General features: G+C 65.9%; 22 protein-coding genes. 7 read left to right on the top strand and 15 right to left on the bottom strand.

From position 1 onward, the window contains the following. The first annotated feature begins 140 nt into the window (after nucleotides 1–140). Nucleotides 141–680, top strand: coding sequence for an NUDIX hydrolase family protein (locus tag KPL76_RS01220; RefSeq protein WP_216334533.1), 540 nt, complete (start codon nucleotides 141–143; stop codon nucleotides 678–680). A gap of 285 nt (nucleotides 681–965) precedes the next feature. Here the strand turns inward: KPL76_RS01220 and KPL76_RS01215 are convergent, their stop codons facing one another. The 5 genes from KPL76_RS01215 to KPL76_RS01195 form a co-directional block, all read right to left on the bottom strand. Further along, nucleotides 966–1940, bottom strand: a complete 975-nt coding sequence (locus KPL76_RS01215) for a nucleoside hydrolase (RefSeq protein WP_216334532.1) — start codon at nucleotides 1938–1940, stop codon at nucleotides 966–968. Between the two features lie 122 nt (nucleotides 1941–2062). After that, on the bottom strand, nucleotides 2063–3634 hold the full coding sequence (locus KPL76_RS01210; RefSeq protein WP_216334531.1) for a DEAD/DEAH box helicase: 1572 nt from the start codon (nucleotides 3632–3634) through the stop codon (nucleotides 2063–2065). A gap of 402 nt (nucleotides 3635–4036) precedes the next feature. After that, complete coding sequence (locus tag KPL76_RS01205) at nucleotides 4037–6217, bottom strand: glycosyltransferase family 39 protein (RefSeq protein ID WP_216334530.1); 2181 nt, start codon at nucleotides 6215–6217, stop codon at nucleotides 4037–4039. A 144-nt stretch (nucleotides 6218–6361) separates the two neighbouring features. Then, the gene (locus KPL76_RS01200; protein ID WP_253202099.1) at nucleotides 6362–7018 is read right to left on the bottom strand and encodes a DUF1684 domain-containing protein; all 657 of its coding nucleotides are present in this window, start codon (nucleotides 7016–7018) and stop codon (nucleotides 6362–6364) included. After that, on the bottom strand, nucleotides 7015–7650 hold the full coding sequence (locus KPL76_RS01195) for a hypothetical protein (RefSeq protein ID WP_216334529.1): 636 nt from the start codon (nucleotides 7648–7650) through the stop codon (nucleotides 7015–7017). The genes KPL76_RS01200 and KPL76_RS01195 overlap by 4 nt, the downstream gene beginning before the upstream one ends. A 156-nt stretch (nucleotides 7651–7806) precedes the next feature. Here KPL76_RS01195 and KPL76_RS01190 point away from each other — a divergent pair, with 156 nt between their 5' ends. The 3 genes from KPL76_RS01190 (at nucleotide 7807) to KPL76_RS01180 (ending at nucleotide 9975) form a co-directional block, all read left to right on the top strand. After that, entirely contained in the window at nucleotides 7807–8310 is a 504-nt protein-coding gene (locus KPL76_RS01190; protein ID WP_216334528.1) for a hypothetical protein, read from the top strand. Between the two features lie 96 nt (nucleotides 8311–8406). Continuing rightward, nucleotides 8407–8709 (top strand): DUF427 domain-containing protein, encoded by a 303-nt coding sequence (locus KPL76_RS01185; RefSeq protein WP_216334527.1) that lies wholly within the window; start codon nucleotides 8407–8409, stop codon nucleotides 8707–8709. A gap of 213 nt (nucleotides 8710–8922) precedes the next feature. Continuing rightward, on the top strand, nucleotides 8923–9975 hold the full coding sequence (locus tag KPL76_RS01180) for a zinc-dependent alcohol dehydrogenase family protein (protein ID WP_205107180.1): 1053 nt from the start codon (nucleotides 8923–8925) through the stop codon (nucleotides 9973–9975). A gap of 24 nt (nucleotides 9976–9999) precedes the next feature. Here the strand turns inward: KPL76_RS01180 and KPL76_RS01175 are convergent, their stop codons facing one another. The 3 genes from KPL76_RS01175 to KPL76_RS01165 form a co-directional block, all read right to left on the bottom strand. Continuing rightward, nucleotides 10000–11265, bottom strand: coding sequence for a type II toxin-antitoxin system HipA family toxin (locus tag KPL76_RS01175; RefSeq protein WP_216334526.1), 1266 nt, complete (start codon nucleotides 11263–11265; stop codon nucleotides 10000–10002). Then, on the bottom strand, nucleotides 11258–11500 hold the full coding sequence (locus KPL76_RS01170; RefSeq protein ID WP_253202279.1) for a helix-turn-helix transcriptional regulator: 243 nt from the start codon (nucleotides 11498–11500) through the stop codon (nucleotides 11258–11260). Before KPL76_RS01170 ends, KPL76_RS01175 begins: the two co-directional genes overlap by 8 nt. Nucleotides 11501–11607: 107 nt before the next feature. Continuing rightward, nucleotides 11608–12204 (bottom strand): TetR family transcriptional regulator, encoded by a 597-nt coding sequence (locus tag KPL76_RS01165; protein WP_216334524.1) that lies wholly within the window; start codon nucleotides 12202–12204, stop codon nucleotides 11608–11610. Between KPL76_RS01165 and KPL76_RS14845 the strand changes: the two genes are divergently transcribed. Continuing rightward, nucleotides 12203–12325, top strand: coding sequence for a hypothetical protein (locus KPL76_RS14845; protein WP_256438716.1), 123 nt, complete (start codon nucleotides 12203–12205; stop codon nucleotides 12323–12325). The genes KPL76_RS01165 and KPL76_RS14845 overlap by 2 nt on opposite strands. Here KPL76_RS14845 and KPL76_RS01160 read toward each other — a convergent pair. Then, nucleotides 12315–13424: a zinc-binding alcohol dehydrogenase family protein gene (locus tag KPL76_RS01160; protein ID WP_216334523.1), complete on the bottom strand. Its 1110-nt coding sequence runs from the start codon at nucleotides 13422–13424 to the stop codon at nucleotides 12315–12317. The genes KPL76_RS14845 and KPL76_RS01160 overlap by 11 nt on opposite strands. Then, nucleotides 13424–14344: an SDR family oxidoreductase gene (locus KPL76_RS01155; RefSeq protein ID WP_216334522.1), complete on the bottom strand. Its 921-nt coding sequence runs from the start codon at nucleotides 14342–14344 to the stop codon at nucleotides 13424–13426. Before KPL76_RS01155 ends, KPL76_RS01160 begins: the two co-directional genes overlap by 1 nt. A gap of 51 nt (nucleotides 14345–14395) precedes the next feature. Here KPL76_RS01155 and KPL76_RS01150 point away from each other — a divergent pair, with 51 nt between their 5' ends. Further along, nucleotides 14396–14656 carry a hypothetical protein gene (locus tag KPL76_RS01150; RefSeq protein WP_216334521.1) on the top strand — a complete coding sequence of 87 codons (261 nt, stop codon included), beginning with the start codon at nucleotides 14396–14398 and terminating at the stop codon, nucleotides 14654–14656. Here KPL76_RS01150 and KPL76_RS01145 read toward each other — a convergent pair. The 4 genes from KPL76_RS01145 to KPL76_RS01130 all read right to left on the bottom strand — a co-directional run bounded on the left by KPL76_RS01145 (nucleotide 14653) and on the right by KPL76_RS01130 (nucleotide 20033). After that, nucleotides 14653–15300 carry an adenylate kinase gene (locus tag KPL76_RS01145; protein ID WP_216334520.1) on the bottom strand — a complete coding sequence of 216 codons (648 nt, stop codon included), beginning with the start codon at nucleotides 15298–15300 and terminating at the stop codon, nucleotides 14653–14655. The two genes, KPL76_RS01150 and KPL76_RS01145, sit on opposite strands and share 4 nt — an antisense overlap. 9 nt (nucleotides 15301–15309) lie before the next feature. After that, the gene (gene acs / locus KPL76_RS01140) at nucleotides 15310–17292 is read right to left on the bottom strand and encodes an acetate--CoA ligase (RefSeq protein ID WP_216334519.1); all 1983 of its coding nucleotides are present in this window, start codon (nucleotides 17290–17292) and stop codon (nucleotides 15310–15312) included. A gap of 12 nt (nucleotides 17293–17304) precedes the next feature. After that, nucleotides 17305–17952, bottom strand: coding sequence for an acetate uptake transporter (locus tag KPL76_RS01135; protein WP_253202098.1), 648 nt, complete (start codon nucleotides 17950–17952; stop codon nucleotides 17305–17307). A 146-nt stretch (nucleotides 17953–18098) separates the two neighbouring features. Beyond that, entirely contained in the window at nucleotides 18099–20033 is a 1935-nt protein-coding gene (locus KPL76_RS01130; protein WP_305803666.1) for an AMP-binding protein, read from the bottom strand. 159 nt (nucleotides 20034–20192) lie between these two features. Here KPL76_RS01130 and KPL76_RS14655 point away from each other — a divergent pair, with 159 nt between their 5' ends. Beyond that, on the top strand, nucleotides 20193–21188 hold the full coding sequence (locus KPL76_RS14655) for a LuxR C-terminal-related transcriptional regulator (protein WP_253202097.1): 996 nt from the start codon (nucleotides 20193–20195) through the stop codon (nucleotides 21186–21188). 148 nt (nucleotides 21189–21336) lie between these two features. Here KPL76_RS14655 and KPL76_RS01120 read toward each other — a convergent pair whose 3' ends face one another. Next, nucleotides 21337–21837 carry a SprT-like domain-containing protein gene (locus tag KPL76_RS01120; RefSeq protein ID WP_216334517.1) on the bottom strand — a complete coding sequence of 167 codons (501 nt, stop codon included), beginning with the start codon at nucleotides 21835–21837 and terminating at the stop codon, nucleotides 21337–21339. Nucleotides 21838–21894 lie beyond the last annotated feature (57 nt).

Below are 21894 nucleotides of genomic sequence, written 5' to 3'. Positions count from 1 at the left end.
GCTCCTATGATCGCCCACTCCACTGACAGGCGCGGCCCGGTTGCGCCGACGGGCGGTGTCATGCGTCTGTGTGGGGCTCCAGCATCCACCGCTCGCGAGGCGCGCGCGGGCTACGCCCCGAATATGGGTAAGAATGAACCATGAGCGTGCGCACCCCTGACCCGAACCCCGGCTGGCTGAGTGACCAGGAGCTTGAGGAGATCCGGCGACGCCTGCCGCTGCTCTACGTCGAGGCGGTTCCGGTGCGCGTCGACGGGCTCGGCCAGGTCACCGAAGTCGGCGTGCTGCTGCGGGTGTCGAAGAGCGGCACCATGACGCGCACCGTCGTCTCTGGCCGCGTCATGTACGGCGAGACGCTGCGCGACGCGCTCTTCCGCCACCTCGAGAAAGACCTGGGGCCGATGGCGTTCCCCCAGTTGCCGACGAGCCCGATTCCCTTCTCGGTCGCCGAGTACTTCCCGCTGCCGGGTGTGTCCTCGTTCACGGATGACCGGCAGCACGCCGTCTCGTTGGCCTACGTGATCCCCGTCACCGGCACCTGCGACCCACGGCAGGATGCCCTCGAGCTCACCTGGATGACACCCGAAGAGGCGGTGAGCGATGCCATCCACGCCGAGATGGAGGGCGGGCGCGGTGCCCTCCTGCGTGCGGCGCTCGCCTCGGTCGGCCGCCTGTACTAATTCGGCGCCCGTCCCCGCCGGGCGCCGGTACTAATTTGTCGCCCGTCCCCGCTGGGAGTCTGTACTGATTTGACGCCGGTCCCCGCCGGGCGTCTGTACTGATTTGTCGCCCGTTTCCGCCGGGCGCCGGTGCTGATTGGGGGCCCGTTTCCGCCGGGCACCGGTGCTGATGCGGGGCACGTCCCAGGCTCCGTGAGGCAGCCGCGGCGAATTGAGACGGGTCTGCCCGACTCGACGTGTCGCGGGAGTCTCGGCTGGGCGTCGCGGATCGCGTCTGCGCGCTCGTCAGGCCAGAGTCGCGATGGTGCGCAGGTACAGGTCCACGAAGCGCGGCGCGTCCACGCCGAGGGCGACGTCGGTGAGACCGGTCGCTGCCGCGAGGCCGTGCAGCGAGTCTTCGCCCGGAAAGACCCTGCGGTCGACGACGGTCTGGCCGCGGGTCGCTCCGGAAAGCTCGACGTAGACCGGCCGGCGCTCGATGTGCAGGGCATCCGGATCGACGAGCGCACAGAGCGCGCCGGCGTCACCGAGAAGCCCGGTGTAGACCGGCTCGTGGTTCGCTCCGACGCCCATGCGGTGCCCAATGAGTGCCCCGGCCAGCCGAACCGCCCGTGACGGGCTCTGCAGCATCTCGCCTGCTGTCTCCTGGTCGACGGCCACGTGATTGAACACGTCGAGCCCGTACATGAAGGTCTGGATGCCCGAATCCAGCACGATCGCAGCAGCCTCCGGGTCGTGCCATACATTGAACTCGGCCACGGCAGTAGCGTTGCCGATACTGGCCGATCCGCCCATGAACACTACGCGCTCGATCTTCGGCACGATCTCCGGGTAGGTGCGCAGCAGCAGGGCGAGGTTGGTCTGGGGGGCGAGCGCGACGATCGTGACCGGTTCGGGGCTGTTGAGGAGGAGCATCCGCATCATCTCGACGGCGCCCACGGGCCGGCCGTCGACGGAGTGGGTCGTTCGCGTGGTGGCAGGCAGTTCGATCCCGCCGAGCCCGTCGGCCCCGTGCACGTGCGAGGCATCGCGGGTGGGGTTGATCAGCGGCCTGCTCGCCCCGCCCGCGACCGGCACGTCAGGTGCCCCGGCCGCGTCGAGCACCCGAAGCGTGTTCTCGACGACCTGCGGCAGCGCGGCGTTTCCGGCCACGCAGCTCACGCCCAGCAGCTCGATCGCCGGGTGGGCGACGGCGAACAGTATCGCGAGGGCGTCATCCACGCCCGTATCGACGTCGAGCAGAACTCTCGTGGGTGCCATGCTCCCAAAATACCGCCCGGCATCGACTTTCCCGGATGCGCAGCTTTTCGAGTGAAACAGTGCACTTACGGGAAAGTCGATCTTCGCCCCAGGAGGCGTTTCGCGTCATTTCGGTGAGGAGACTATCCCTGCGCGCGGCGCGGAGCCGAGCGGCGAACGCGAGGAGCTGAGGTCGCTCCGGCGCTGCCGGTCGAGCTCGACCAGGCGGTGGTGGAGCCACCGCTGCGGCCGCCGGCACCAGAGCCCTGCGGGCGGCGGGTTCCGCCGTTGCCCGAGCCTGCGGCCGGCGCTGAACCGTCACGAAGGGCGCGCTTGCGCTGGGCATTCGCTCCCTGCGATCCGCCCTGGCCGCCGCCGGCGCCGCGTGAATTGCCGCCCTGGCGCGAACGCCCGCCGCCGTTACCGCCATTGCCGCCGCCGAATGCACGACCGCCACCGGTGAGGGTGACCGGGGCATCCGAAGGCTTCACGTAGGCTGCGACTTCGCCGACCAGTGCGTCGACCGACGGGGAGTCGAGTGCAACACGCTCGACGGCGACCGAGATCGCTGCCTTGCGCATGAGCTGGTCGAGGTCCTTGCGCTGTGCGGGCAGGATGATCGTGACCACGTCGCCCTCGCTGCCGGCGCGTGCCGTGCGGCCCGAGCGGTGCAGGTAGGCCTTGTGCTCGGCCGGCGGGTCGACGTGGATGACGAGTTCGATGTCGTCCACGTGCACACCACGCGCGGCGACGTCGGTCGCAACGAGAACACTCACGTCGCCAGCGCTGAACGCCGCGAGGTTGCGGTCACGGGCGACCTGCGAGAGGTTGCCGTGCAGGTCGACAGCCGGAATTCCGGCCTCGATGAGCTGGCGCGCGAGCTTCTTGGCGTGGTGCTTGGTGCGCATGAAGAGAATGCGGCGGCCGGTTCCCGAGGAGAGCTTCTTGACGAGAGCGGTCTTCGCCTCGGCGTCGTTGACCTCGAACACGTGGTGGGTCATGGCAGCGACGGGCGAGTTGGCCTCGTCGACGGAGTGCAGGACCTCGTTGTGCAGGAAGCGGTTGACGATCTTGTCCACGCCGTTGTCGAGGGTCGCGGAGAACAGCAGGCGCTGCCCGTTCTCGGGCGTCTTCGAGAGGATGCGCGTGACGACGGGCAGGAAGCCCAGGTCGGCCATGTGGTCGGCTTCGTCGAGCACGGTGATCTCCACGGCGTCGAGTGAGACGAAGCCCTGCTTCATGAGGTCTTCGAGGCGGCCGGGGCAGGCGACGACGACATCGACACCGGCTTTGAGAGCCGCGACCTGGCGCTGCTGCGAGACGCCACCGAAGATGGTGGTCGACTTCAGGCCGTACGCGTCAGCGAGCGGCTGGAGAACGGCGGAGATCTGCGTGGCGAGCTCGCGGGTCGGCGCGAGAATGAGGCCGAGCGGGCGACCGGGGCGACGCTTGCCGCCGGCGAGTGCACCGGAGAGACGGGCGATCATCGGAATCGAGAAGGCAAGGGTCTTGCCAGAGCCGGTCTTGCCTCGGCCGAGCACGTCGCGCCCGGCGAGGGTGTCTGGCAGGGTGTCGACCTGGATGGGGAACGGCGACAGAATGCCGTCGGCCGTCAGCTTGGCAACGATCGGGGCGGGAACACCGAGGGTGGCGAAGTCGGGCACGGGCTTGGAATCGGCCGGTGAAGTGTGTGAGGTGCGGGTGTCAGTTGACATGGGGTTTCGGTGCCTTTCGCTGGCATCGGTTCCACCTGGGCTGTGAACTGCGCGTGCACGGCAGAGCTCTGCTGTGCGAGGTGCGTCTGCGCAATCTCGATCGACACGCTGTTGCACAGCGGATCGAACTCCGTGGTGGAAGTTGTGGCGAAGGTGCCGGTGGGCACATCCGTTCGCCGTGAGAATTTTTCTTCGAAAGCAATCGCCTGGCCCACTGTTTTTTGATCAGCGTGTGTTGATCGAAGCGATGTGTGTGCATCGCGCAGGGGCCGAAATTGCGCAGAAGAGTTGCGTTCTACGACGCAGGGAGCGCGTAATTGCACTCACAAGTGTCTCCAGCATAGCGCACCGGATGCCCGGCCCAGCTGGGGCCGCCCAGCATCACGAACGTCGGTCTGGAATTCAGCCTGCCGTCAGGTCGTAGACCGTCGCGCTACCCACCGTTGTGGCCGTGAACGTCGACGTCACCCACGTCTCGATCGCGCTCGCCGTGCTGGTGCCACCGCCGGGCGCACCCCCTCCGCCCTGGCCGCTCACCACGTAGTAGCCGACGTCCCCAGCGGCTACGTAGGCCTGGAACTCCGCGAGTGTAGGGGTGGGATCACTGCTCCACCCGCCGATCGCCATCACTGCGGTGCCCGAACTCAGCTCGAGAGTCGCTGCCGACTGCGAACCGTTGACGGCCGCGGCCCAGCGGGTCGTCGTCGCTGAGAGCAGAGCGTCGAGCGCCTCCGACGACGCGGTTGTGGATGCTCCCGCCTGCGCTGGTGCCGCTGAATCCGTTGCCGCGGCATCCGCGGTGCCGCTCGTCGTGGTTCCCGTGCCGGATGCGCCCGCTGGCGGCGTTCCACCCGCGGTTCCGCTCGGAGGTGTGCCACCGCCAGAAGCAGAGCCGCCCGAAGCCATGCCGCTCGGAGCCGCCCCGCCACCTGCGCCGCCTGCGGTTCCGCCGGGGGCGCCGCCGCCCATACTCATCGAGCTCGACGATCCGACCGTCGGGATCGAGCCGCCGTGCGCCACCGACGCTGTCGCCACGGCATAGGCGCCCGAGCCGCCGAGAGCGAAGAGTGTGCCGGCGAGAACGGCCACCACGGTCATCCTTCGCAGCCCGGCGACCGCACCCACCACCAGGGCCACCGCCGAGAGCACAGAGCCCACCAGCAGCACCCAGCGGAGCCACGGTAGCCAGTCGGCGTTCTCAGTGAGCAACACGAACGACCAGGCGCCAGAGCCGGCGATCATGACCGCCAGGCCGAGTCTGCCGAGCCAGGTGTTGCGTGCCGTCCAGAGGGCAACACCGCCGAGGGCGACGAGCGCGCCGATCGCGGGTGCCAGCGCGACGGTGTAGTACGGGTGCACTGTGCCGCTCATATAGCTGAAGACGAGCCCTGTCACGAGTAGCCAGCCGCCCCAGAGAACCAGTCCGGCGCGAAGCGGGTTCGACCGGCCGCCTTTGCGGGTGACGATGAGCCCCAGTACGAGAGCCACAAGGGCAGCGGGCAGAAGCCACGAGATCTCGAGCCCCATCTCGCTGCTGAAGAGTCGCTGCAGCCCGGTTGCACCACCGAAGCTCGAACCTGACACTCCGGAGCTTGTGCCACCCCCGCCGCCAGAACCCCCGAAAAGCCGACCGAAACCGTTGTACCCGAACACGAGGTCGAGCACGGTGTTGTTGGTCGATCCGCCGATGTAGGGCCGGGCATCCGTCGGCCACAGGGCAACGGTGAGCACCCACCAGCCGGCCGAGACCACGAGCGCGCCCGCGGCCACCAGAAGGTGCGCGAACCGCTTCCAGAGCACGGTCGGAGCCGCAAGCAGGTAGACGAAGCCGAACGCGGGCAGCACCAGCAGGCCCTGCAGCATCTTGGTGAGAAAGGCGAACCCGAGGGCGACGCCGGCCAGAGCGAGCCATCTCCAGCTCGCCTTCGGCAGCGCGCGAACCACGAAGTAGGCGGCTGCCGTCATGAGCAGGGTGAGCATGGCATCCGGGTTGTCGAAACGGAACATCAGTGCGGCCGCCGGGGTGAACGCCAGTATCGTGCCGGCGAGCAGGCCGCCCGCGACGCTGAGCGTGGGGCCCACGGCGACCAGGCTGCGTCTCACCGCGCCGAAGAGCAGCGCCACCGATGCCACGCCCATCAGGGCCTGCGGCACCAGGAGGCTCCAGCTCGAGAACCCGAAGAGTCGCGCCGAGATGCCCATCACCCAGAGCGAGGCGGGCGGCTTGTCGACGGTGATGAAGTTCGACGAGTCGAGAGACCCGAAGAACAGGGCCTTCCAGCTCTTGGACCCGGCCTCGACGGCCGCTGCGTAGAACGTGTTGGCATAGGCGCTGTCGCTCAGGTTCCAGAGGTACACCGCGGCGGTCACGAGCAGCAGGGCGACGAGGCTCGGCCGTGCCCACGAGGGGGCGGTTCGGTCGCCGAACACGATTCGCCCGATTCGGCTTCGGCCACCGGATGATCGGCCGACAGTCGCCGGCTGTGAACCCTGCGGCGCAGAACCGGTCGGCACCGAACCGGTCGGGGCAGAAGCTGCAGCCGCGCTGGAAGCTGCCGAAGGAGAAGCTGTTGAAGCAGACACGATGCCCACCTTTCACTGAGGATGACCCTCAGCTTCTGGTAGCGGGCTATGAGCTCCCTTGTCTGTTTCTATGGCCTTCCTATGAGAGGGTGCGCATGGGCGAGCGGATCGGTGCCCGCGGTGGCACCGCCGAGGCGACGCTCCTCACGAATACAGCTCGCCGACAGGGATCGCCGCCGCCACACGATTGCCCAGCGGGGCCAGCGGGCACGCCCACGCCGGGTCGTAGGCGCACGAGGGGTTGTAGGCGAAATTGAAGTCGAGCACGAGGGAGCCGGGCCCCGCCCCCTCACCCAGGTGGGCCCCCTTGATGGTGTCGAGCAGATACCGGCCCCCGCCATAGGTGCCGCCTTCGCGCCCGGCAAGCCCGTCGCGCACCGGCACGAAGATGCCGCCACCGTAGGACTTCAGCCGCCAGACATCGAGCACGCCGACACCGCCGATCTCTGCGCGGCCGATCAGCTCGAACGGCACGACGCCGTCGGTGCCTGTCTCGAAGTCGAATCCTGCAGGCTCTGTGGGGGCAACCAACTCGACGTCGAACCGCCAGGCAGGGTCGTAGTCGGCCACGGGCAGCCCGGCGAAACCCACGCGATCCTCCGGCAACAGTGGAGTCTGGGGGTGGGTGGCGAAGAGCTCGTCGCGAGCCGCTCGCCAGTACGAATGCGCACCCACAACGTCGTCGACGCTGAGGCGTCGCACTTCGGCGTAGATGGCGAACACCCGGCGGCGCCAGTCAGCGACCTCGATCGCCGTCACGGGCATCGCAGCGGCTGCGCCCTCGACACCCGCAACGCTCATGACACGCCCAGGTCGGGGTCGACGCCGAGAACGTTCGATCCGGCGACCGGCGGTTCGGCGAGCACCTCCGCCGGCGACTCGGCGCCCAGGCGATCCTGCTCCGCCGCTTTCTCAGTAGCATCGGCAGCCTCGTCGGCGCCGACGATCTCCGGGTCGAATGCCCAGGTCGGTGCCAGCTCGCGCAGGCGGATTCCCCTGAGCTGCCAGAACGCCCAGAGGCTCGCCCAGAGGGCCGGGGTCATCGGGCCGGCGCCGATCACCAGGCGATCACGGTAGAGCGTCTTGCCTGTGCCGGCGGGGTCGGCGGCCACGGCCATCCGGTGGTCCCAGATCGTCGCGAGCTTGAGAGCGCCGGTCACGCCCCGGCCCTTGTCGCGAACGATCCGTACCCCGGGGTGCTGCGTGCGCGACCGGTCGATGTCGATGATCTGCCGACCGAGCGGAAACAGCCCGAGAGCATCTATCTCGACGCGATTCTTACCCTCCGGCCAAGTCGTTGCGAAACCGCCCGGTTCGAGCGACTTCATGGTGAGGAGAGGGGCCGAAACCTCTCGGAAGACCGCCGGACTCTGCAGCGCACGCCAGGCAGCGTCGGGCTCGCAGTCGAGAATCAGCTTCAGCATTATCTTCATCGCTCCAGTCTCACTCTTCTGGCGCGCGGTTGCAGACAATTGCGGTGGCTCTTGCCAGCGGTTCGCCTGTGGCGTAGGGCCACGCAGGCATACTCGCCGAACGGGGCCCTCGCCACGCACGCCTGCGCTGTTCCTGCGCGCTATTACGATGAACGAGTGACTGACTCCATCGCCGCACAGGCGCACTACCAGGTCCGGTTCGGCCGCGGCGCGGAGGGGCTCGCTGTGGTGGGTGCCGCCGCCGACGTGATCGTCTACGTCGACGTGCTGCCCGGCGTCGACGGCGAATTCACCGAGGCAGTCGAGGTGGCTGTGCCGAGCATCCGTGCCGATCTTGCCACCCGCACGGCCGCAGCCGAATGGATGCTCGCCCAGCAGGTCGCGAGAGGCTCGCGTGTCTCGGTAGCAGTGATCGCCGCGAGCGACGGCGCCGAAGACACCCTCGGCGCGGGAGCCGTGATCGACGCCCTTGCTACCCTCGGCATCGACTTCAGCTCACCGGAGGCCGCTGTTGTCTGCGCGGCCTTCACCTCGCTCGAGCGGGCCGTCGGTCATCTGCTCACGGCGTCAGTTGCGGGCCGCGCGCTCGTCGAGGCAGGGCGAGTGGATCTGGTTTCGGCCGCAAGCGGTATCGATTCCCGGCAAGGCGTGGTTGCATAGCAGGAGAGGCGCACGTGTGATCAAGCCTCTGGGCCGCGGGGCCCGCGTTCGTGTTTCTGTTCGTCATTTTCTGTTCGTGATTCGAGAGGACCCATCATGAAGGCAGTAGTCAACGGCACGGTGATCGCCGAAGCTCCGAAAGAAGACCTCATCTCCATCGAGGGCAACTGGTACTTCCCCCCAGCGAGCGTGAACGTGGAACTGCTCGCCAAGAGCGATACCCCGTACACCTGCCCATGGAAGGGCGAGTGCCAGTACTTCAGCGTCGTTGACGGCGGCACCACGCTCACAGACCGTGCGTGGAGCTACCCGAACCCGTACCCTTCCGCGTTCGATCGGGTCGGCAAGGATTTCACCAACTATGTCGCCTTCTGGAAAGAGGTCTCCGTAGTCGAGTGAGCGTCGTCGAGTGAGCGTCGCCGAATGAGCGTCGCTGGGTGAGTGCGGCCAAGCGGATGTGAAGGATTGAGAATCGTCCTGCGAGTGACGACGGGGGACCTTCGGCACTATCCCCCAGTGCGTGACTCCGCTTGGCTTGCCTCTGAGGGGCAGCGCAGAGGCCGCCCCCTGGGCGGTCACGAACCTCCCATCGCATCAAGCAGGGAGAACTCCATGAAGGCGCTCGTCTACAAAGGTCCAGGCCAGAAGAGCTGGGAAGAAGTGCCGAACCCGGTGCTGAAGGCACCGACCGATGTGATCGTGAAGATGGTCGCGACCACCATCTGCGGCACCGACCTCCACATTCTCAAAGGCGATGTGCCAGAAGTGAGTGCCGGGCGCATCCTCGGGCACGAAGGCATCGGTGTGATCACCGAGATCGGCGAGGGCGTCACCCAGCTGGCCGTCGGCGACAAGGTGATCCTGGCCTGCGTCAGTTCGTGCGGCCGGTGTTCGAACTGTCGCAAGGGCCTCTACAGCCACTGCGAAGACCCCGAGGGAATCGCCGGTATCGGCTGGATCTTCGGCTACATGATCGATGGCACCCAGGCCGAGTACGTGCGGGTGCCGTTCGCCGAGAACTCCGTCTACAAGGTGCCAGAGGGCGTGACGGATGCCGAGGGCATCCTTCTCTCCGACATTCTGCCGACCGGCTTCGAGATCGGCGTTCAGTACGGTCACGTTGCTCCCGGTGACGTCGTTGCCGTCATCGGATCAGGCCCCGTCGGTCTTTCTGCCGTCATGACAGCACGACTCTACGGCCCCTCCAAGATCATTGCGATCGACCTCGACGACGCGAGGCTCAAGCGTGCCGCGGACTTCGGCGCGACGAACACGGTCAATTCAGGCGACGCCGACTGGAAGGAACAGGTTCTGGCCCTCACCGACGGCCAGGGTGTCGATGTCGCAATAGAAGCGGTGGGCATCCCGAACACCTTCACGATGTGCACCCAGATCGTTCGCCCCGGCGGCCATGTCGCCAACGTGGGTGTGCACGGCAAATCGGTCGACCTCGCCCTCAACGAACTCTGGATCAAGAACATCGACATCTCGACCGGCCTCGTGAACACGAACACCCTCGGCATGCTGCTGAAGCTCGTCGCCGAGCACAAGCTGCCTGCCGAGAAGTTCGTCACCCACGAGTTCGGGTTCGACCAGGTGCTCGACGCCTACGAGGTCTTCGGCAATGCGGCCCAGCACGACGCCCTGAAGGTGCTCATCCACTGAGTAGCCCAGTCACGGGAGGCCGGCTCAGACCGACTCGTGTCGGCTCACCCCGACAGCGAGTTGGTCGAGCAACTCTCCGATTCGTCCCGACACCCACGCTGAGATCGCAGGCGGTGTGTCTGGGTAGCGCTCGTCGGCGTACTCCGTACCCGCCCTGAGTGCGACCAGCGTCTCTTCGACTTCATGCCGCGCTTCGTTCTCGCGCATGCCCCACGATCGAGCTTCGTCGATGATCTTCGTCGTGGTGACGCGGTCTGCAAGGAGCGTTCCGCCAACTCGAAGACCCATTTCCGTTGTGGCCGGGTTGACGACGGCTGCCGGCACGACGTCATACATCGGGCTGAGGCTGATTTCGACTTCGGTGCGATGCATGATGCCGTAGTTCTTGGCGTGTGCGTCCGTATTTCCGACGGCGACGTTCACGACCACCTGTTGCAGAAGGCGATGGAGGTCTGTTCGTGGTGCCGCGGAATATCGTTCCAGAAGCCCGGCGATCTTCAGCAACGACGGGTCAGACTTCGACGCCTGTCGGCTGGCATATTTGCGGTCGGGGTGGATCCCCATTGCCTGCGCGGCGTCTTCCTGATGAATACGGATCAGCGTCCCGCCGACCTCGATCCGATCGAATCGCGTGACGACGAGAGTGAGAGGTGCCCCGTCCAGGCGCATCAGGTCGACCTCTGCAGTGGGGGTGGTCGAGGCAGCAAGCGTCATAGTCCACGCTTCGCCTTCGATGATGCCAGGCCACTGCCGTGCCGGTTGCGGCTTCAGAATGTGAGTCGAAATCGCGCCGTCGAGGGGGAGCGACCATCCCTCGGCTGAGCTGGTGACGAGCATCTTGGCCTGGTACCCGCCCAGTGAGATCCTCAGGGCGTCATTTGCGTCAAATGGATGCCCGGGCAAGGCGTTCAGCCGTTCTGTGATGTCGCTCGCCGTCAACGCCCGAAGTGAAGCGGATCGTGGAGCACCCTGCGGTGGAACGACGACGACGGCACCCGCGCATTCCCAGCCGGTTTCACGGAGCATGTCGAAATAGCTACCGGATTCCAGCCCGAATCGACGCGATACTTCGACGCGTTGCTGGCCTTCGGGCAGTAGCCCGGTGAACCACGCTCGTGTGAGTTCCGCATCTGCTGATGGCGCTCTCACCGGTAGGGCAGTTGAGAGCGTCGGCAACCCCGGCGACGAAGTCACAATGTCTTCGTCGAAGCTGAAGCTCGCGCCTCGCCTGGTCGGTTTGAGCGAGCCGATTCTCCGGTCTCTCAGCCAGACCTCCAGCGCCTCACTCATGAGGGAGCTCGCGAACGGTGACTGCCGCCGACTTGGGGACGATGACCAGGCGCGATCCCAGTGAATTGATCGCTTTCACCATGAGCCGGGCCGACACGGCCCCACCGTTCTCAAGACTGGAGATGGTCGGTCTCGACACACCAATCCGTTCTGCGAAGTCTGCCTGTGTGAGACCTTCACCTATGCGCAGGTGAGCGATGTACGCGCCGATGTCTTCGCTCGAGAAGACATTCATCCAGTCCACAGGGCCTCCGTGTCAAGTATTCTATACAAAGTGCCTAATGTAGGACAATGTAAAAAATATCTTACAACGATTGCCAAGTCGAGAGTGTAAAGAATATTTTACAGAAATCGGACTTCCCGCACTGTGGTCGGCTCGGTGGCGAGAGTGGCCAGCCTCCCAAGGGTGTCGTGCAATATCTCAGTCAAGGGCAGGTCATCGTTCAGATCTAGCCAGCGCTCGACCGCGACGCTGAAGACCGTCACTGCGAGATGGGCGCTGAGCCGCGCCGTGAGCTCATCGAGACCCCGATCGTGAAAACCGGTCTCGACCGCCTTGATCATGATCGCCTGCTTGCGAAGCGCCCGCTCACGAAGACCGTCGTCCGACTCCACGATTGCTCGATGGGCCCGAAGGTAGTGCTGCTGGCCCGCGAGTTGATTCGTGGCGATGACGTCGAGACTGTGGCCGATCACGGCGAGTGGGGTCATTTCCGGCGGTGCTTCGGCCATGACCTCCGCAATGATGTGGGGCAGCTGCTCGTCGAAACTGAAGAGCACTTCACGCTTGTCGGTGAAATACCGGAAGAACGTGCGGGTGGTGAGGCCCGCTCGCGCCGTGATCTGAGGAACCGTCGTCTCAGCGAATCCATTCTCAGCGAAGAGTTCGAATGCCGCGCGTTCCAGCCGTTCGCCCGCTTCGGGCATCCATCGTCCCATGCCCAAATCCTACTCAGTGACCTTTCGTGACGGCCCCGGCTCCACGGCCAGTGACGCGATCCAGTCTGGCTCGACCTGCAGTGTGACGACGAGCTACAGTGCGACGACCGCTACAGAGTGACGACGAACTTCTGGGCTCGCGCTCCCTGCCGAAGTCGGGCCAGAGCCTCCGGTAGTGCTTCCAGTCCGTTACCGACGACGACTGCGATGGGAGCAGCCGAGTAGCTCCCGCTCGCAAGCGCCCCGGGCAGAAAATCGTTCCACACCGCAGGCCCGACGGGCGTGTCTTTCGGGTTGCCGCCCCAGATCGCGGTGACCTGGATCTTGTGGCGCCGTGCCAGAACGGCCCGTATCCGCGTCACCGGCGTGGGGTGCGCAGAAGCAACACGCCGTGTGCCGACCACCGTCGGTGCAGCGTTCACGGCGATCGCCTGGCGCAGGGAGCCGCTGGCCACGGCCAGGGTTCCCGCGAGGTGTCGCCCCGAGAGGTGGTGGATGATCTGCTCCACGGCATCGGGGTCATGGTAGTCCACCACCTTCGAGGCGCCGAGTTCCTCGAGCAGTTCGAAGTTGCTCCGGGAGGCGGTGGCCAGCACGGTGTACCCCGCGCCTCGCGCAAGCTGGATCGCGTTCATGCCGACGCTCGTCGCCCCGCCGAAGACGAGAATGGTCTGGTTGCGCGGGCTCGCGCCGGCGGCAGGCAGCTCGAGGGCGAGCTGGTCGTGTTCGAAGAGGCCGGCGGCAGCGGTCGTGAGCCCCATCGGCAACACGCAGGCGTCGGCGAATGACATCGTCTCCGGAAGGCGCGAGACAAGCCTCGCGAGCAGAACCACGTGGGTCTGGAAGGCCCCCTCCGCAGCACTGTTCCGACTGCGCTCGATTCCGACCGCGTACCCGACAACGCGGTCACCGACGCTCAGACCGGCGACAGACGAGCCGACGGCCACGACCTCGCCCGCGACATCCGAACCGATGACGGCGGGGTACGTCAGCCAGGGGAGCACGACGCGCCGGGCGATGCCGCCCATGGCGTCGATCGGGTTGACGGCAATAGCCCTGGTTCGCACGACAATCTCGTCCGCGCGCGGCGTGTGGATGGGGGCATCCTTCAGCTGCATGGATGCTCCCGCTGAACTGAGCCAGAGAGCCTGGTGTGCCTCGCCGGGGTTCGTTGACGCATTCGAGGCGGAGGTCGGCTCGGTGTTCTGCGAGTTCGTCATCAGGCTTCCATCCCGACGATCGCGTCGCGAAACGGCCTGTCCGATCGGCCGAGAATCTCCCTCAGCTCAGTCGGGTCACCCACCATGTCTCCCCGTGCGCCCTCGCCGACAAACCCCGAAATCGCCCCTGCTGGCACCCGTGCGATGCGCTCGATGGCCGGAGCGAGGAACCGGATGACACGGCCAGGAATGAAGACGATCATGCCTCGCCTTCGGCCCAGCGTGTCGGCGGTGATCGTCGCCATCTCTCTCATCGTCAGCACGTCGTCCGATCCGACGTCCAGCGCGCTGCCGAAAGCCTGGGGAAGATCGATGAGGTCGACGATGTCGTTGGCCAGGTCGTCGACAGCAACAGTGCGGAACTTCTGTCTCGGGCCGGCAACGGCGATGGCGTACGCCTTCGTGGCTGCCCGCGTCACGATGCCGAAACCGTCACCGCCCTGCCCCACGATTATGCCGGGGCGCACAATGGTGGCGTCGAGGCCGCTTGAGAGGAGCGCCTGTTCAGTCTGCCACCTCCCTCGAAGCCAGCTGCTGGTGGCGTGTTCGGCCACCCCGATCGATGTCACGTAGACGACGCGCTTCACGCCGGTGACGCGGCAGGCGGCAATCACATTCGACATACCTGCTGCTTCGATGTCCATGAAGCCCTGATCGCTCTGCGCGGCGATCTGGCGCGAAAGAGTGTGCACGCAGACGACCACCGTGCTTGACCCCGTGAGAGCGTCTTCTACTGCTCGAAAGTCAAGCATGTCGCCGTGCAGAACCTCGACGCCGTCCCCGGCGAGCGTCTGGCCCTTGTCGGCATCTCGCACCAGGCATCGCACGAGATGACGTCTTTCACGCAGGGCCGCGACGACTCGTCCACCGACGAAACCTGTGGCTCCGATGACGACAACGGGCAGCTCGTTCCTGGGCATGGTTTCCTCTCACGCCCTGACTTATGACATGGCGTGTCATCACTATGACTGATGACACGCCATGTCGTCAAGTTGCGAGAGCGCGAAGGTGAACGGCCAGCGACTGACCTGAGCGGAAGCTGCGTCGAGGTCTCGGGGTCCGGTCACGACGATGGTCTCCATGTCGAAGTCGTGAGTGATCACTGCCTCGACCCGGTACCCGTCATGATCGCCGAGGAACTCCGCCCGGATCTCGCCGACAGCCCCCTCTTTGCCCAGTGGCTGCTGACGAGTTGTGTCCCGTCGTTGACCAGCACCGAAAAAGAGCTCTAGGCCACCCGCCACGAGGCACGCTCTGTCACGCCCAGGCTCCGACTGATGCGACCCGCCACCTCGTCAGGTGTTCCCTCACCGAAGACCCTGTGCAGTATTCCGCGCTCTTCGAAGGCCTTCGCCAACGGGGCCGTCTGCAACTCGTACGTGTTCAGCCTGACCCGGATCACCTCCGGAGTGTCATCGAGCCGGCCTTCGACGCGCGCGCGCTCTGCCAGGCGCTCGCGGATCTGTGCTTCGCCGACGCTCAGCAGCAGTGCGGCATCCAGTACCGTACCCAGCTGGGCGAGGGTGTTCTCGAGCTGGCCCACTTGTTCGAGTGTTCGGGGGTAGCCGTCGAGTATGAACCCTTCCGCGGCGTCAGGTCGAGCGAGGCGCTCGGCCACGACGGCGTTCACGATCTCGTCGGGCACGTACTTCCCTCCGTGGATGAGGGCGTCGACCTCCATCCCGAGCGGGGTGCCCAGGGCGACCTGTTCGCGAAACAGGTCGCCCGTGGAAATGGCCGGCACGCTGATGCTCTCGGCGAGACGCTTCGACTGGGTGCCTTTGCCCACGCCGGGCGGGCCCATCAGCAGAATGCGTCGGGCGGGGGATGATCGTATCCCGGTTGAGCCCATCGAATCCGGATTTGTGTCGGTCATAGCTGCCTCTCAGTCGTCGTGCATTCCCGTGGAGATACCCGCCGAGATGGTGGCCATCACGGAGGTGTCGGCCAGCGTGGTGACGTCGCCGACCGGCCGGTTCTCCGCCACATCGCGAAGCAGTCGGCGCATGATCTTGCCCGAGCGCGTCTTCGGCAGTTCGGCCACGATCATGATCTGCCGCGGGGTCGCGATCTTGCCGATCTGGGCTGCCACGTGCATCCGGAGCTCGTGGACGACGTGCGGGCCGCCGTCGCCTGCTTCGCTTCGCAGGATGACGAACGCCACGATGCCCTGGCCGGTCACCGGGTCTGAAGCGCCGACAACCGCAGCCTCGGCGACCTTCGGGTTCGACACCAGTGCCGACTCGATCTCGGTCGTCGACAGGCGGTGGCCAGAGACGTTCATCACGTCGTCGACGCGGCCGAGAAGCCAGATGTCGCCGTCGTCGTCACGTTTGGCTCCGTCGCCGGCGAAGTACTTGCCCGCGAACTGCGACCAGTAGGTGTCGACGTACCGCTGGTCGTCGCCCCAGATCGTGCGGAGCATCGACGGCCACGGCTCGCTGATCACCAGGTAGCCACCTGTGCCATTGGGCACGGAGACCCCGTCGTCGTCGACCACGTCGGCCACGATGCCCGGCAGCGCCTTCATGGCCGCCCCCGGTTTGCCGTGGGTTACTCCCGGTAGCGGGCTGATCATGATCGACCCGGTCTCGGTCTGCCACCAGGTGTCGACGACCGGTGCCGTGTTGTGCCCGATGTTTTCGCGGTACCAGATGTACGCCTCGGGGTTGATGGGTTCGCCCACCGAACCGATGAGGCGCAGGCTCTCGAGCGAGTACTGCTCCACGATCTCGTGGCCCCACTTCATGAAGGTCCTGATCGCCGTTGGTGCGCAGTACAGCGTCGTCACCTTGTACTTGTCGATGATCTCCCACCAGCGACCCTTGTGCGGCGAGTCGGGCGTGCCCTCGTACAGCACCGAGGTGGTGGCGTTCGAAAGCGGGCCGTAGACGATGTAGCTGTGCCCGGTGACCCAGCCGATGTCAGCGGCCGTCCAGTAGACATCAGTCTCGGGTTTGAGGTCGAAGACCTCCCACTGGGTGAACGAACTGCCGGTCAGGTACCCGCCGGAGGTGTGCAGAATGCCCTTCGGGTTGCCGGTTGTGCCCGAGGTGTACATGACATAGAGCGGATGCTCGGAGTCGAACGCCTGCGCATCGTGCACGCTGCTCGCCCGCTCCACGCTCTCGTGCCACCACACGTCGCGCCCCTCGTTCCACCCGACGTCGATGCCGGTGCGCTTGACTACGAGCACGGCCGTCACATCCGGGCAGTCGACCAGCGCCGCGTCGACAGTCGGCTTCATGGGGCTGATGGTGCCCTTGCGATACCCGCCGTCGGCCGTGATGACCACGGTCGCGTCGCAGTCGAGAATGCGGGTCTTGAGCGCGTCGGCGCTGAAGCCGCCGAACACCACGGTGTGCGGTGCCCCGATCCGGGCGCAGGCGAGCATCGCGATCACGGTCTCGGGGATCATCGGCATGTAGATCGCCACGCGATCGCCCGCCTTCACCCCGAGCCCGGTGAGCACGTTCGCCGCCTGGCACACCGAATCGGTGAGTTCGGCGTAGGTGATTGTGCGGGTATCACCGGGTTCGCCCTCGAAGTAGTAGGCAACCCTGTCGCCGAGGCCCGCTTCGACGTGCCGGTCGAGGCAGTTGACGGCGACGTTCAGCGTGCCGCCGACAAACCACTTGGCGAACGGCGCATTGCTCCAGTCGAGCGTCTGGGTGAACGGTTCTGCCCAGGTCAGCCGCCCTGCCTGCTTCGCCCAGAATTCCAGGGTGTCGGCAGAGGCTTCTGCGTAGATCGCCTCGGTGACATTCGCGGCGGCAGCGAACTCGGGCGAGGGCGCGAACCGCCGGTTCTCGTGGGCGAGGTTCTCGAAGGCTGCCGGATGATGCACTGTCGATTCACTGATCGTCATGATGCCCGCGCCCTACTTGCTGGGCCAGACGGGAAGCACCACGCGCTTCCACGTCGAGTTGATGACGACAGCGAACGCCCCGTACCAGGCCAGGGCCGCCGTGAGCAGGCCCAGCCAGCCGCCGAGCTGGGTGATACCCGTCAGGCCGGTGAACTTGCCGATGGTGAGGGCGATGAACGTCAGGCTCAGAACGACGAACACCGATAGCAGCAGGCCGCTGGTCTTGACCGCCGCGACGGTCATGAAGACGGTGAAGATGGTCCAGGCCAGGAGGAAGGCACCGACGCCCGCGGCGCCGGCCGTTTTGGCCACTTCAGGGTTCGTGTCGAGCCACCAGAAGGCCAGCCAGAATGCACCGTACGAGGTGAACGCCGTGGCACCGAAGGTGTTGCCCTTCGTGAATTCCCAGAGCCCGGCGGCAACCTGGGCGATTCCGCCGTAGAAGAGCGCGATGCCGAGAACGGCTGCACCTGCAGTCGGGATGATTCCCGAGTTCGCCAGACTCAGCATGAAGGTGGTGAGCGCGAAGGCCCCGAGCCCGAGGGCGCCGGGGTCGGCGATGTCGGGCCGGCCCATCGCACTGGGGCGGAGCACAGGCAGCATGCCTGCTTCGGCTTCTCCTGCTCGGGCGATCGGGGGTTTCTCTGTTGCGATACTCATGGTGACACTCCTTTGTGTTGCGATGAATGGTTCAGTGATGAATGGTCGTGCTGGTGGTACCCGCTGGTCGAGTTGCTCCGCAGTGGCGTCTCGGAACCGGTGCTGCCGGTGACGTGGTTTCGAGGGCGCGCCTATGAAGCTGTGACTCAATCGGCGGTGCTGATCGTCGCGACGATCACGCTGATCGCCTCGACGTTGTCGATCGTCGGCGGAACCACGTAGTCCTCGCCGTTGATGATCTGCCGCATGGTTTTGCGCAGAATCTTGCCCGACCGGGTCTTCGGCAGCGCCGAGACCACGGTCACGTCCTTGAATGCCGCAACGGCGCCGATCTGCCCGCGCACCATGGCGATGAGCTCCCTTGCCAACACCTCGGCGTCAGCATCCGTCACGCCGCTCTTCAGTACGACGTAACCGGCAGGCTTCTGGCCCTTGATCGGGTCGTGCAGGCCGATCACCGCGCACTCGGCGACGAATGGATGCTGTGACAGCACCTGCTCCATCGACCCCGTCGACAGGCGGTGCCCGGCCACGTTGATGATGTCGTCGGTGCGCCCCATGACGTAGAGGTAGCCTTCGCGGTCGAAGTAGCCGGAGTCGCCGGTGAGGTAGTAGCCGGGGAAGGCACTGAGGTAGCCGTCGATGTAGCGTTGGTCGCCCTTCCACAGGGTGGCCAGGGTGCCGGGTGGCAGGGGGAGCTTGATCACGATGTGACCCTCGTCGAGCACGCCGACCTTGAGCCCTGCGTCGTCGACGATCTCGACGTTGTAGCCGGGCGAGGGGAACGACGGCGAACCGGCGCGCAGTGGCAGGTGTTCGATGCCGTGCGGGCTCGCGCAGATGGCCCAGCCGGTCTCGGTCTGCCACCAGTGGTCGATGACGGGTTTTTCGAGCAGTGCTGTCGCCCAGGTCCAGGTGTCGGGGTCAAGGCGCTCGCCAGCCAGAAACAGGGCGTCGAGGCACGACAGGTCGTAGTTCTTTGCCAGGCTCGCGTGTGGGTCGGCCTTGCGTATCGAGCGGAGGGCTGTGGGAGAGGTGAAGAGCGTCTTGACCTTGTAGTCCGACACCACGCGCCAGAACGCCCCTGCGTCGGGGGTGCCGACGGGTTTTCCCTCGTAGAGCACGGTCGTCGCTCCCGCCAACAGCGGGCCGTAGACGATGTAGGAGTGGCCGACCACCCAACCGACGTCACTCGCGGTCCACATGACGTCACCCGGGTGCACGTCGTAGATGTTCGTCATCGACCAGGCCATTGCGACCGCATGGCCGCCGTTGTCACGAACGACGCCCTTCGGCGAGCCCGTGGTGCCTGAGGTGTAGAGAATGTAGAGCGGATCAGTGGCGGCCACTGAAACGGGCGCATGGGGGGCGGCATCGACCATCGTGCTGTGCCAGTCGATCCAGCGGGTGTCGTCGTCGCCGTGGTAGTCGGCGGCTGCGCCGGGCACTTCCGGCCGGTCTTTGACGATCACCGTCTCCACCGTGTGGGCACTCAGCGCCAGGGCTTCGACGATGGTCGGCAGGTACTCGACGACCCGGCTCGGTTCGATGCCACCGGATGCTGTGATGATCACTTTCGCACCGGCATCGTCCAGTCGTGCGGCGAGTTCCTTCGCGGCGAATCCACCGAATACGACCGAGTGCACGGCGCCCAACCGGGCGCAGGCAAGCATTGCCACGATCGCCTGGGGAATCATCGGCAGGTAGATCACGACCCGGTCGCCCTTCACCACGCCGAGGTCAGCGAGCATGCCGGCGCACCTGGCGACCTTGTCGAGCAGCTGGCTGTAGCTGTAGCTCTTCGACTTGTTCACCACGGGGGAGTCGTAGATCAGCGCAGTGGCGTCACCCCGGCCCGCGAGCACGTGGCGATCGAGGGCGTTGTAGCTGGTGTTGAGCCGGGCATCCGGAAACCAGTGGTAGAGCGGAGCCTCTGAAGCGTCGAGCGCCGAAGTCGGGTAGACATCCCAGTCGATCGCCTGCGCCGCGTCGAGCCAAAAGCCTTCGGGGTCGTCGGTGGAACGCGCCACGACGCTCTCGTAGGCGCCGAGTACCTTGTGTTCGGCTACGCGCTGGCTCACGAGAGAACCCGGGTTCGGGCTGTGAGGGGTGCGAAAGGCATGGCATTTCTCCTTTGAAATGGTCGATGTTCCGTAGGCTGACACCTCGTGCAATTGACTGCTACGCTGCAGGCTACGAGCACACCGCAGTGCCGTACTACCGCCCAAAGGAGGTAGACCATGGGGCCCGACGTCCCCTCGTACGACCTGGCTCAACTCCAGAAGGCCCTCAAGGCGCTCACGACGCGCGCCGAATTCGCGGTCGCTTTCGGTGGTCTCGTGACTCGTGACGGAGCCCCGCTGACCTCCTTCGTCGGCACCCGGGGGCAGAGCCTCAACGGGCTGCTGATCGAGCCCAGCCAGGGCCTCGGGGGCCGGGCGATCTCCGAACGACGGCCGGTGACGGCGACCCAGTACCGGCACGCGACGACCATCACCCATCGCTACGACAGGGAGGTCCTGGCCGAGGACATCGTCTCCCTGTTGGCGATTCCGGTTGTCGTCGACGGCTCTGTTCGCGCTGTGATCTACGGGGGGCACCGTCTCGCCACGCAGTTCGGCGACACCGTCGTGCGCCAATCTCTGGCTGTGGCGAAGGGTCTGGCCTGGGAGTACTCGGTGCACGACGAGGTCGAGCGTCGCGTTGCTGTTCTCGAGACAGAAGGCGGTCTGGGCGGGTCAGCTGCGCTGGATCGACACGAACGCGACGAGCTCCGGGAACTCTATGCAGAACTGCGCGAGATCAGCCGCACGGTCACAGACCCCGAGGTGGCGAGACGCCTGGGCTCTGTGGGCCGGGCCCTGGGTGCCCATGCGAAGCCCAGCCTCCCTCTGAGCGACGTCCTTCGCCCGGGTGATGTCCAGCCCGCTGCACACGGGGCGATCGAATCGCCCGCTGGTGGTCTCCGGCCTTCGGTCGGCCGTGGCGTGCCCGTTTCACTGGCGCCGACAATGAAGGCAGAACTCGGTTTGCATTCGTCGTCCGAGTTGTCTCCCCGTGAACTTGACGTTCTGGCCCATGTTGCACTGGGCAAGCGCAATACGCAGATTGGCGCGCAGCTCAACCTCGCCGAGAGTACGGTGAAGAGCTATCTCTCGTCGGCGATGCGCAAGCTCGATGCCGCCGGGCGTTTTGAGGCGGTGCTCGCTGCTCGCCGAAGAGGGCTGATCCCCTAGGTTGACGGAGGGTGTCGTCGGAGTTCGATCATCCGAGTTGCACTCGGGGCCCAGTAGTGGCCAGGTCGGGGCATCCGACCAGCGCCTCGTGTCCCTGGGTGGATTGCTCGCGGGTGTTGCTCAGGCCGTGTTGCTCAGGCCGTGTTGCTCAGACAGGGGAGCGCGGTGCGCGCGCCAGACGCCGTGTGGCGGCGCTGATCTCTCGGCGCTCCCAGCTGATGAGGTAGGCGCTGTCGAATCGCTTGGAGCACTTGCCGCATGCCGTCTCGCGCGTGGGCCTGCGATGGCGGTAGTGCAGGTGGCCGTGCGGGCAGGTTCCGACCCAGGGTGCGAGCTCCTTCGCCGTCTCTCCGTGGTGCAGGCGATCTCCGGCGTAGCCGAGTTCCCTCGCCACAGCTCGCCACCGTGGCCCGTGGCCAGCTCGCGGGCCAGCCATCGCGTGGGCGATCTCGTGGAGGAGCACCTGGTGGATCTCGTCGTCGTCGAAGCGAGCGGCGAGATAGCGCGAGACAGTGATGCGCTTGGCGGTGAAGTCGCAGAGGCCCGCGCGGGTCTTCGCATTGTCGAAGCCGAACGACCATTCCGAAGGGTCGAGATGGAGAGTGATGAGTGCGTTCGCCCAGCTGCGAACACGGAGTAGTTCAGACACGAGCACAGCCTAAATCAGACCGCAGACGTTCCCTCGAAGTTATCCACAGGCTGGGTT

Origin of the sequence: Subtercola sp. PAMC28395 (assembly GCF_018889995.1) — a bacterium.
Classification (GTDB): Bacteria; Actinomycetota; Actinomycetes; order Actinomycetales; family Microbacteriaceae; genus Subtercola.
This window is presented reverse-complemented; position numbering and strand designations above follow the sequence as displayed.

What these genes read in the sequence shown, in the direction of transcription:
- KPL76_RS01220 (WP_216334533.1), top strand. Translation starts at nt 141, where the DNA reads ATGAGCGTGCGCACCCCTGACCCGAACCCCGGCTGGCTGAGTGACCAG.
- KPL76_RS01215 (WP_216334532.1), bottom strand. Translation starts at nt 1,940, where the DNA reads ATGGCACCCACGAGAGTTCTGCTCGACGTCGATACGGGCGTGGATGAC.
- KPL76_RS01210 (WP_216334531.1), bottom strand. Translation starts at nt 3,634, where the DNA reads ATGTCAACTGACACCCGCACCTCACACACTTCACCGGCCGATTCCAAG.
- KPL76_RS01200 (WP_253202099.1), bottom strand. Translation starts at nt 7,018, where the DNA reads ATGAGCGTTGCGGGTGTCGAGGGCGCAGCCGCTGCGATGCCCGTGACG.
- KPL76_RS01195 (WP_216334529.1), bottom strand. Translation starts at nt 7,650, where the DNA reads ATGAAGATAATGCTGAAGCTGATTCTCGACTGCGAGCCCGACGCTGCC.
- KPL76_RS01185 (WP_216334527.1), top strand. Translation starts at nt 8,407, where the DNA reads ATGAAGGCAGTAGTCAACGGCACGGTGATCGCCGAAGCTCCGAAAGAA.
- KPL76_RS01180 (WP_205107180.1), top strand. Translation starts at nt 8,923, where the DNA reads ATGAAGGCGCTCGTCTACAAAGGTCCAGGCCAGAAGAGCTGGGAAGAA.
- KPL76_RS01175 (WP_216334526.1), bottom strand. Translation starts at nt 11,265, where the DNA reads ATGAGTGAGGCGCTGGAGGTCTGGCTGAGAGACCGGAGAATCGGCTCG.
- KPL76_RS01170 (WP_253202279.1), bottom strand. Translation starts at nt 11,500, where the DNA reads ATGAATGTCTTCTCGAGCGAAGACATCGGCGCGTACATCGCTCACCTG.
- KPL76_RS14845 (WP_256438716.1), top strand. Translation starts at nt 12,203, where the DNA reads ATGCCCAAATCCTACTCAGTGACCTTTCGTGACGGCCCCGGCTCCACG.
- KPL76_RS01165 (WP_216334524.1), bottom strand. Translation starts at nt 12,204, where the DNA reads ATGGGACGATGGATGCCCGAAGCGGGCGAACGGCTGGAACGCGCGGCA.
- KPL76_RS01160 (WP_216334523.1), bottom strand. Translation starts at nt 13,424, where the DNA reads ATGACGAACTCGCAGAACACCGAGCCGACCTCCGCCTCGAATGCGTCA.
- KPL76_RS01155 (WP_216334522.1), bottom strand. Translation starts at nt 14,344, where the DNA reads ATGCCCAGGAACGAGCTGCCCGTTGTCGTCATCGGAGCCACAGGTTTC.
- KPL76_RS01150 (WP_216334521.1), top strand. Translation starts at nt 14,396, where the DNA reads ATGACACGCCATGTCGTCAAGTTGCGAGAGCGCGAAGGTGAACGGCCA.
- KPL76_RS01145 (WP_216334520.1), bottom strand. Translation starts at nt 15,300, where the DNA reads ATGACCGACACAAATCCGGATTCGATGGGCTCAACCGGGATACGATCA.
- acs (WP_216334519.1), bottom strand. Translation starts at nt 17,292, where the DNA reads ATGACGATCAGTGAATCGACAGTGCATCATCCGGCAGCCTTCGAGAAC.
- KPL76_RS01135 (WP_253202098.1), bottom strand. Translation starts at nt 17,952, where the DNA reads ATGAGTATCGCAACAGAGAAACCCCCGATCGCCCGAGCAGGAGAAGCC.
- KPL76_RS14655 (WP_253202097.1), top strand. Translation starts at nt 20,193, where the DNA reads ATGGGGCCCGACGTCCCCTCGTACGACCTGGCTCAACTCCAGAAGGCC.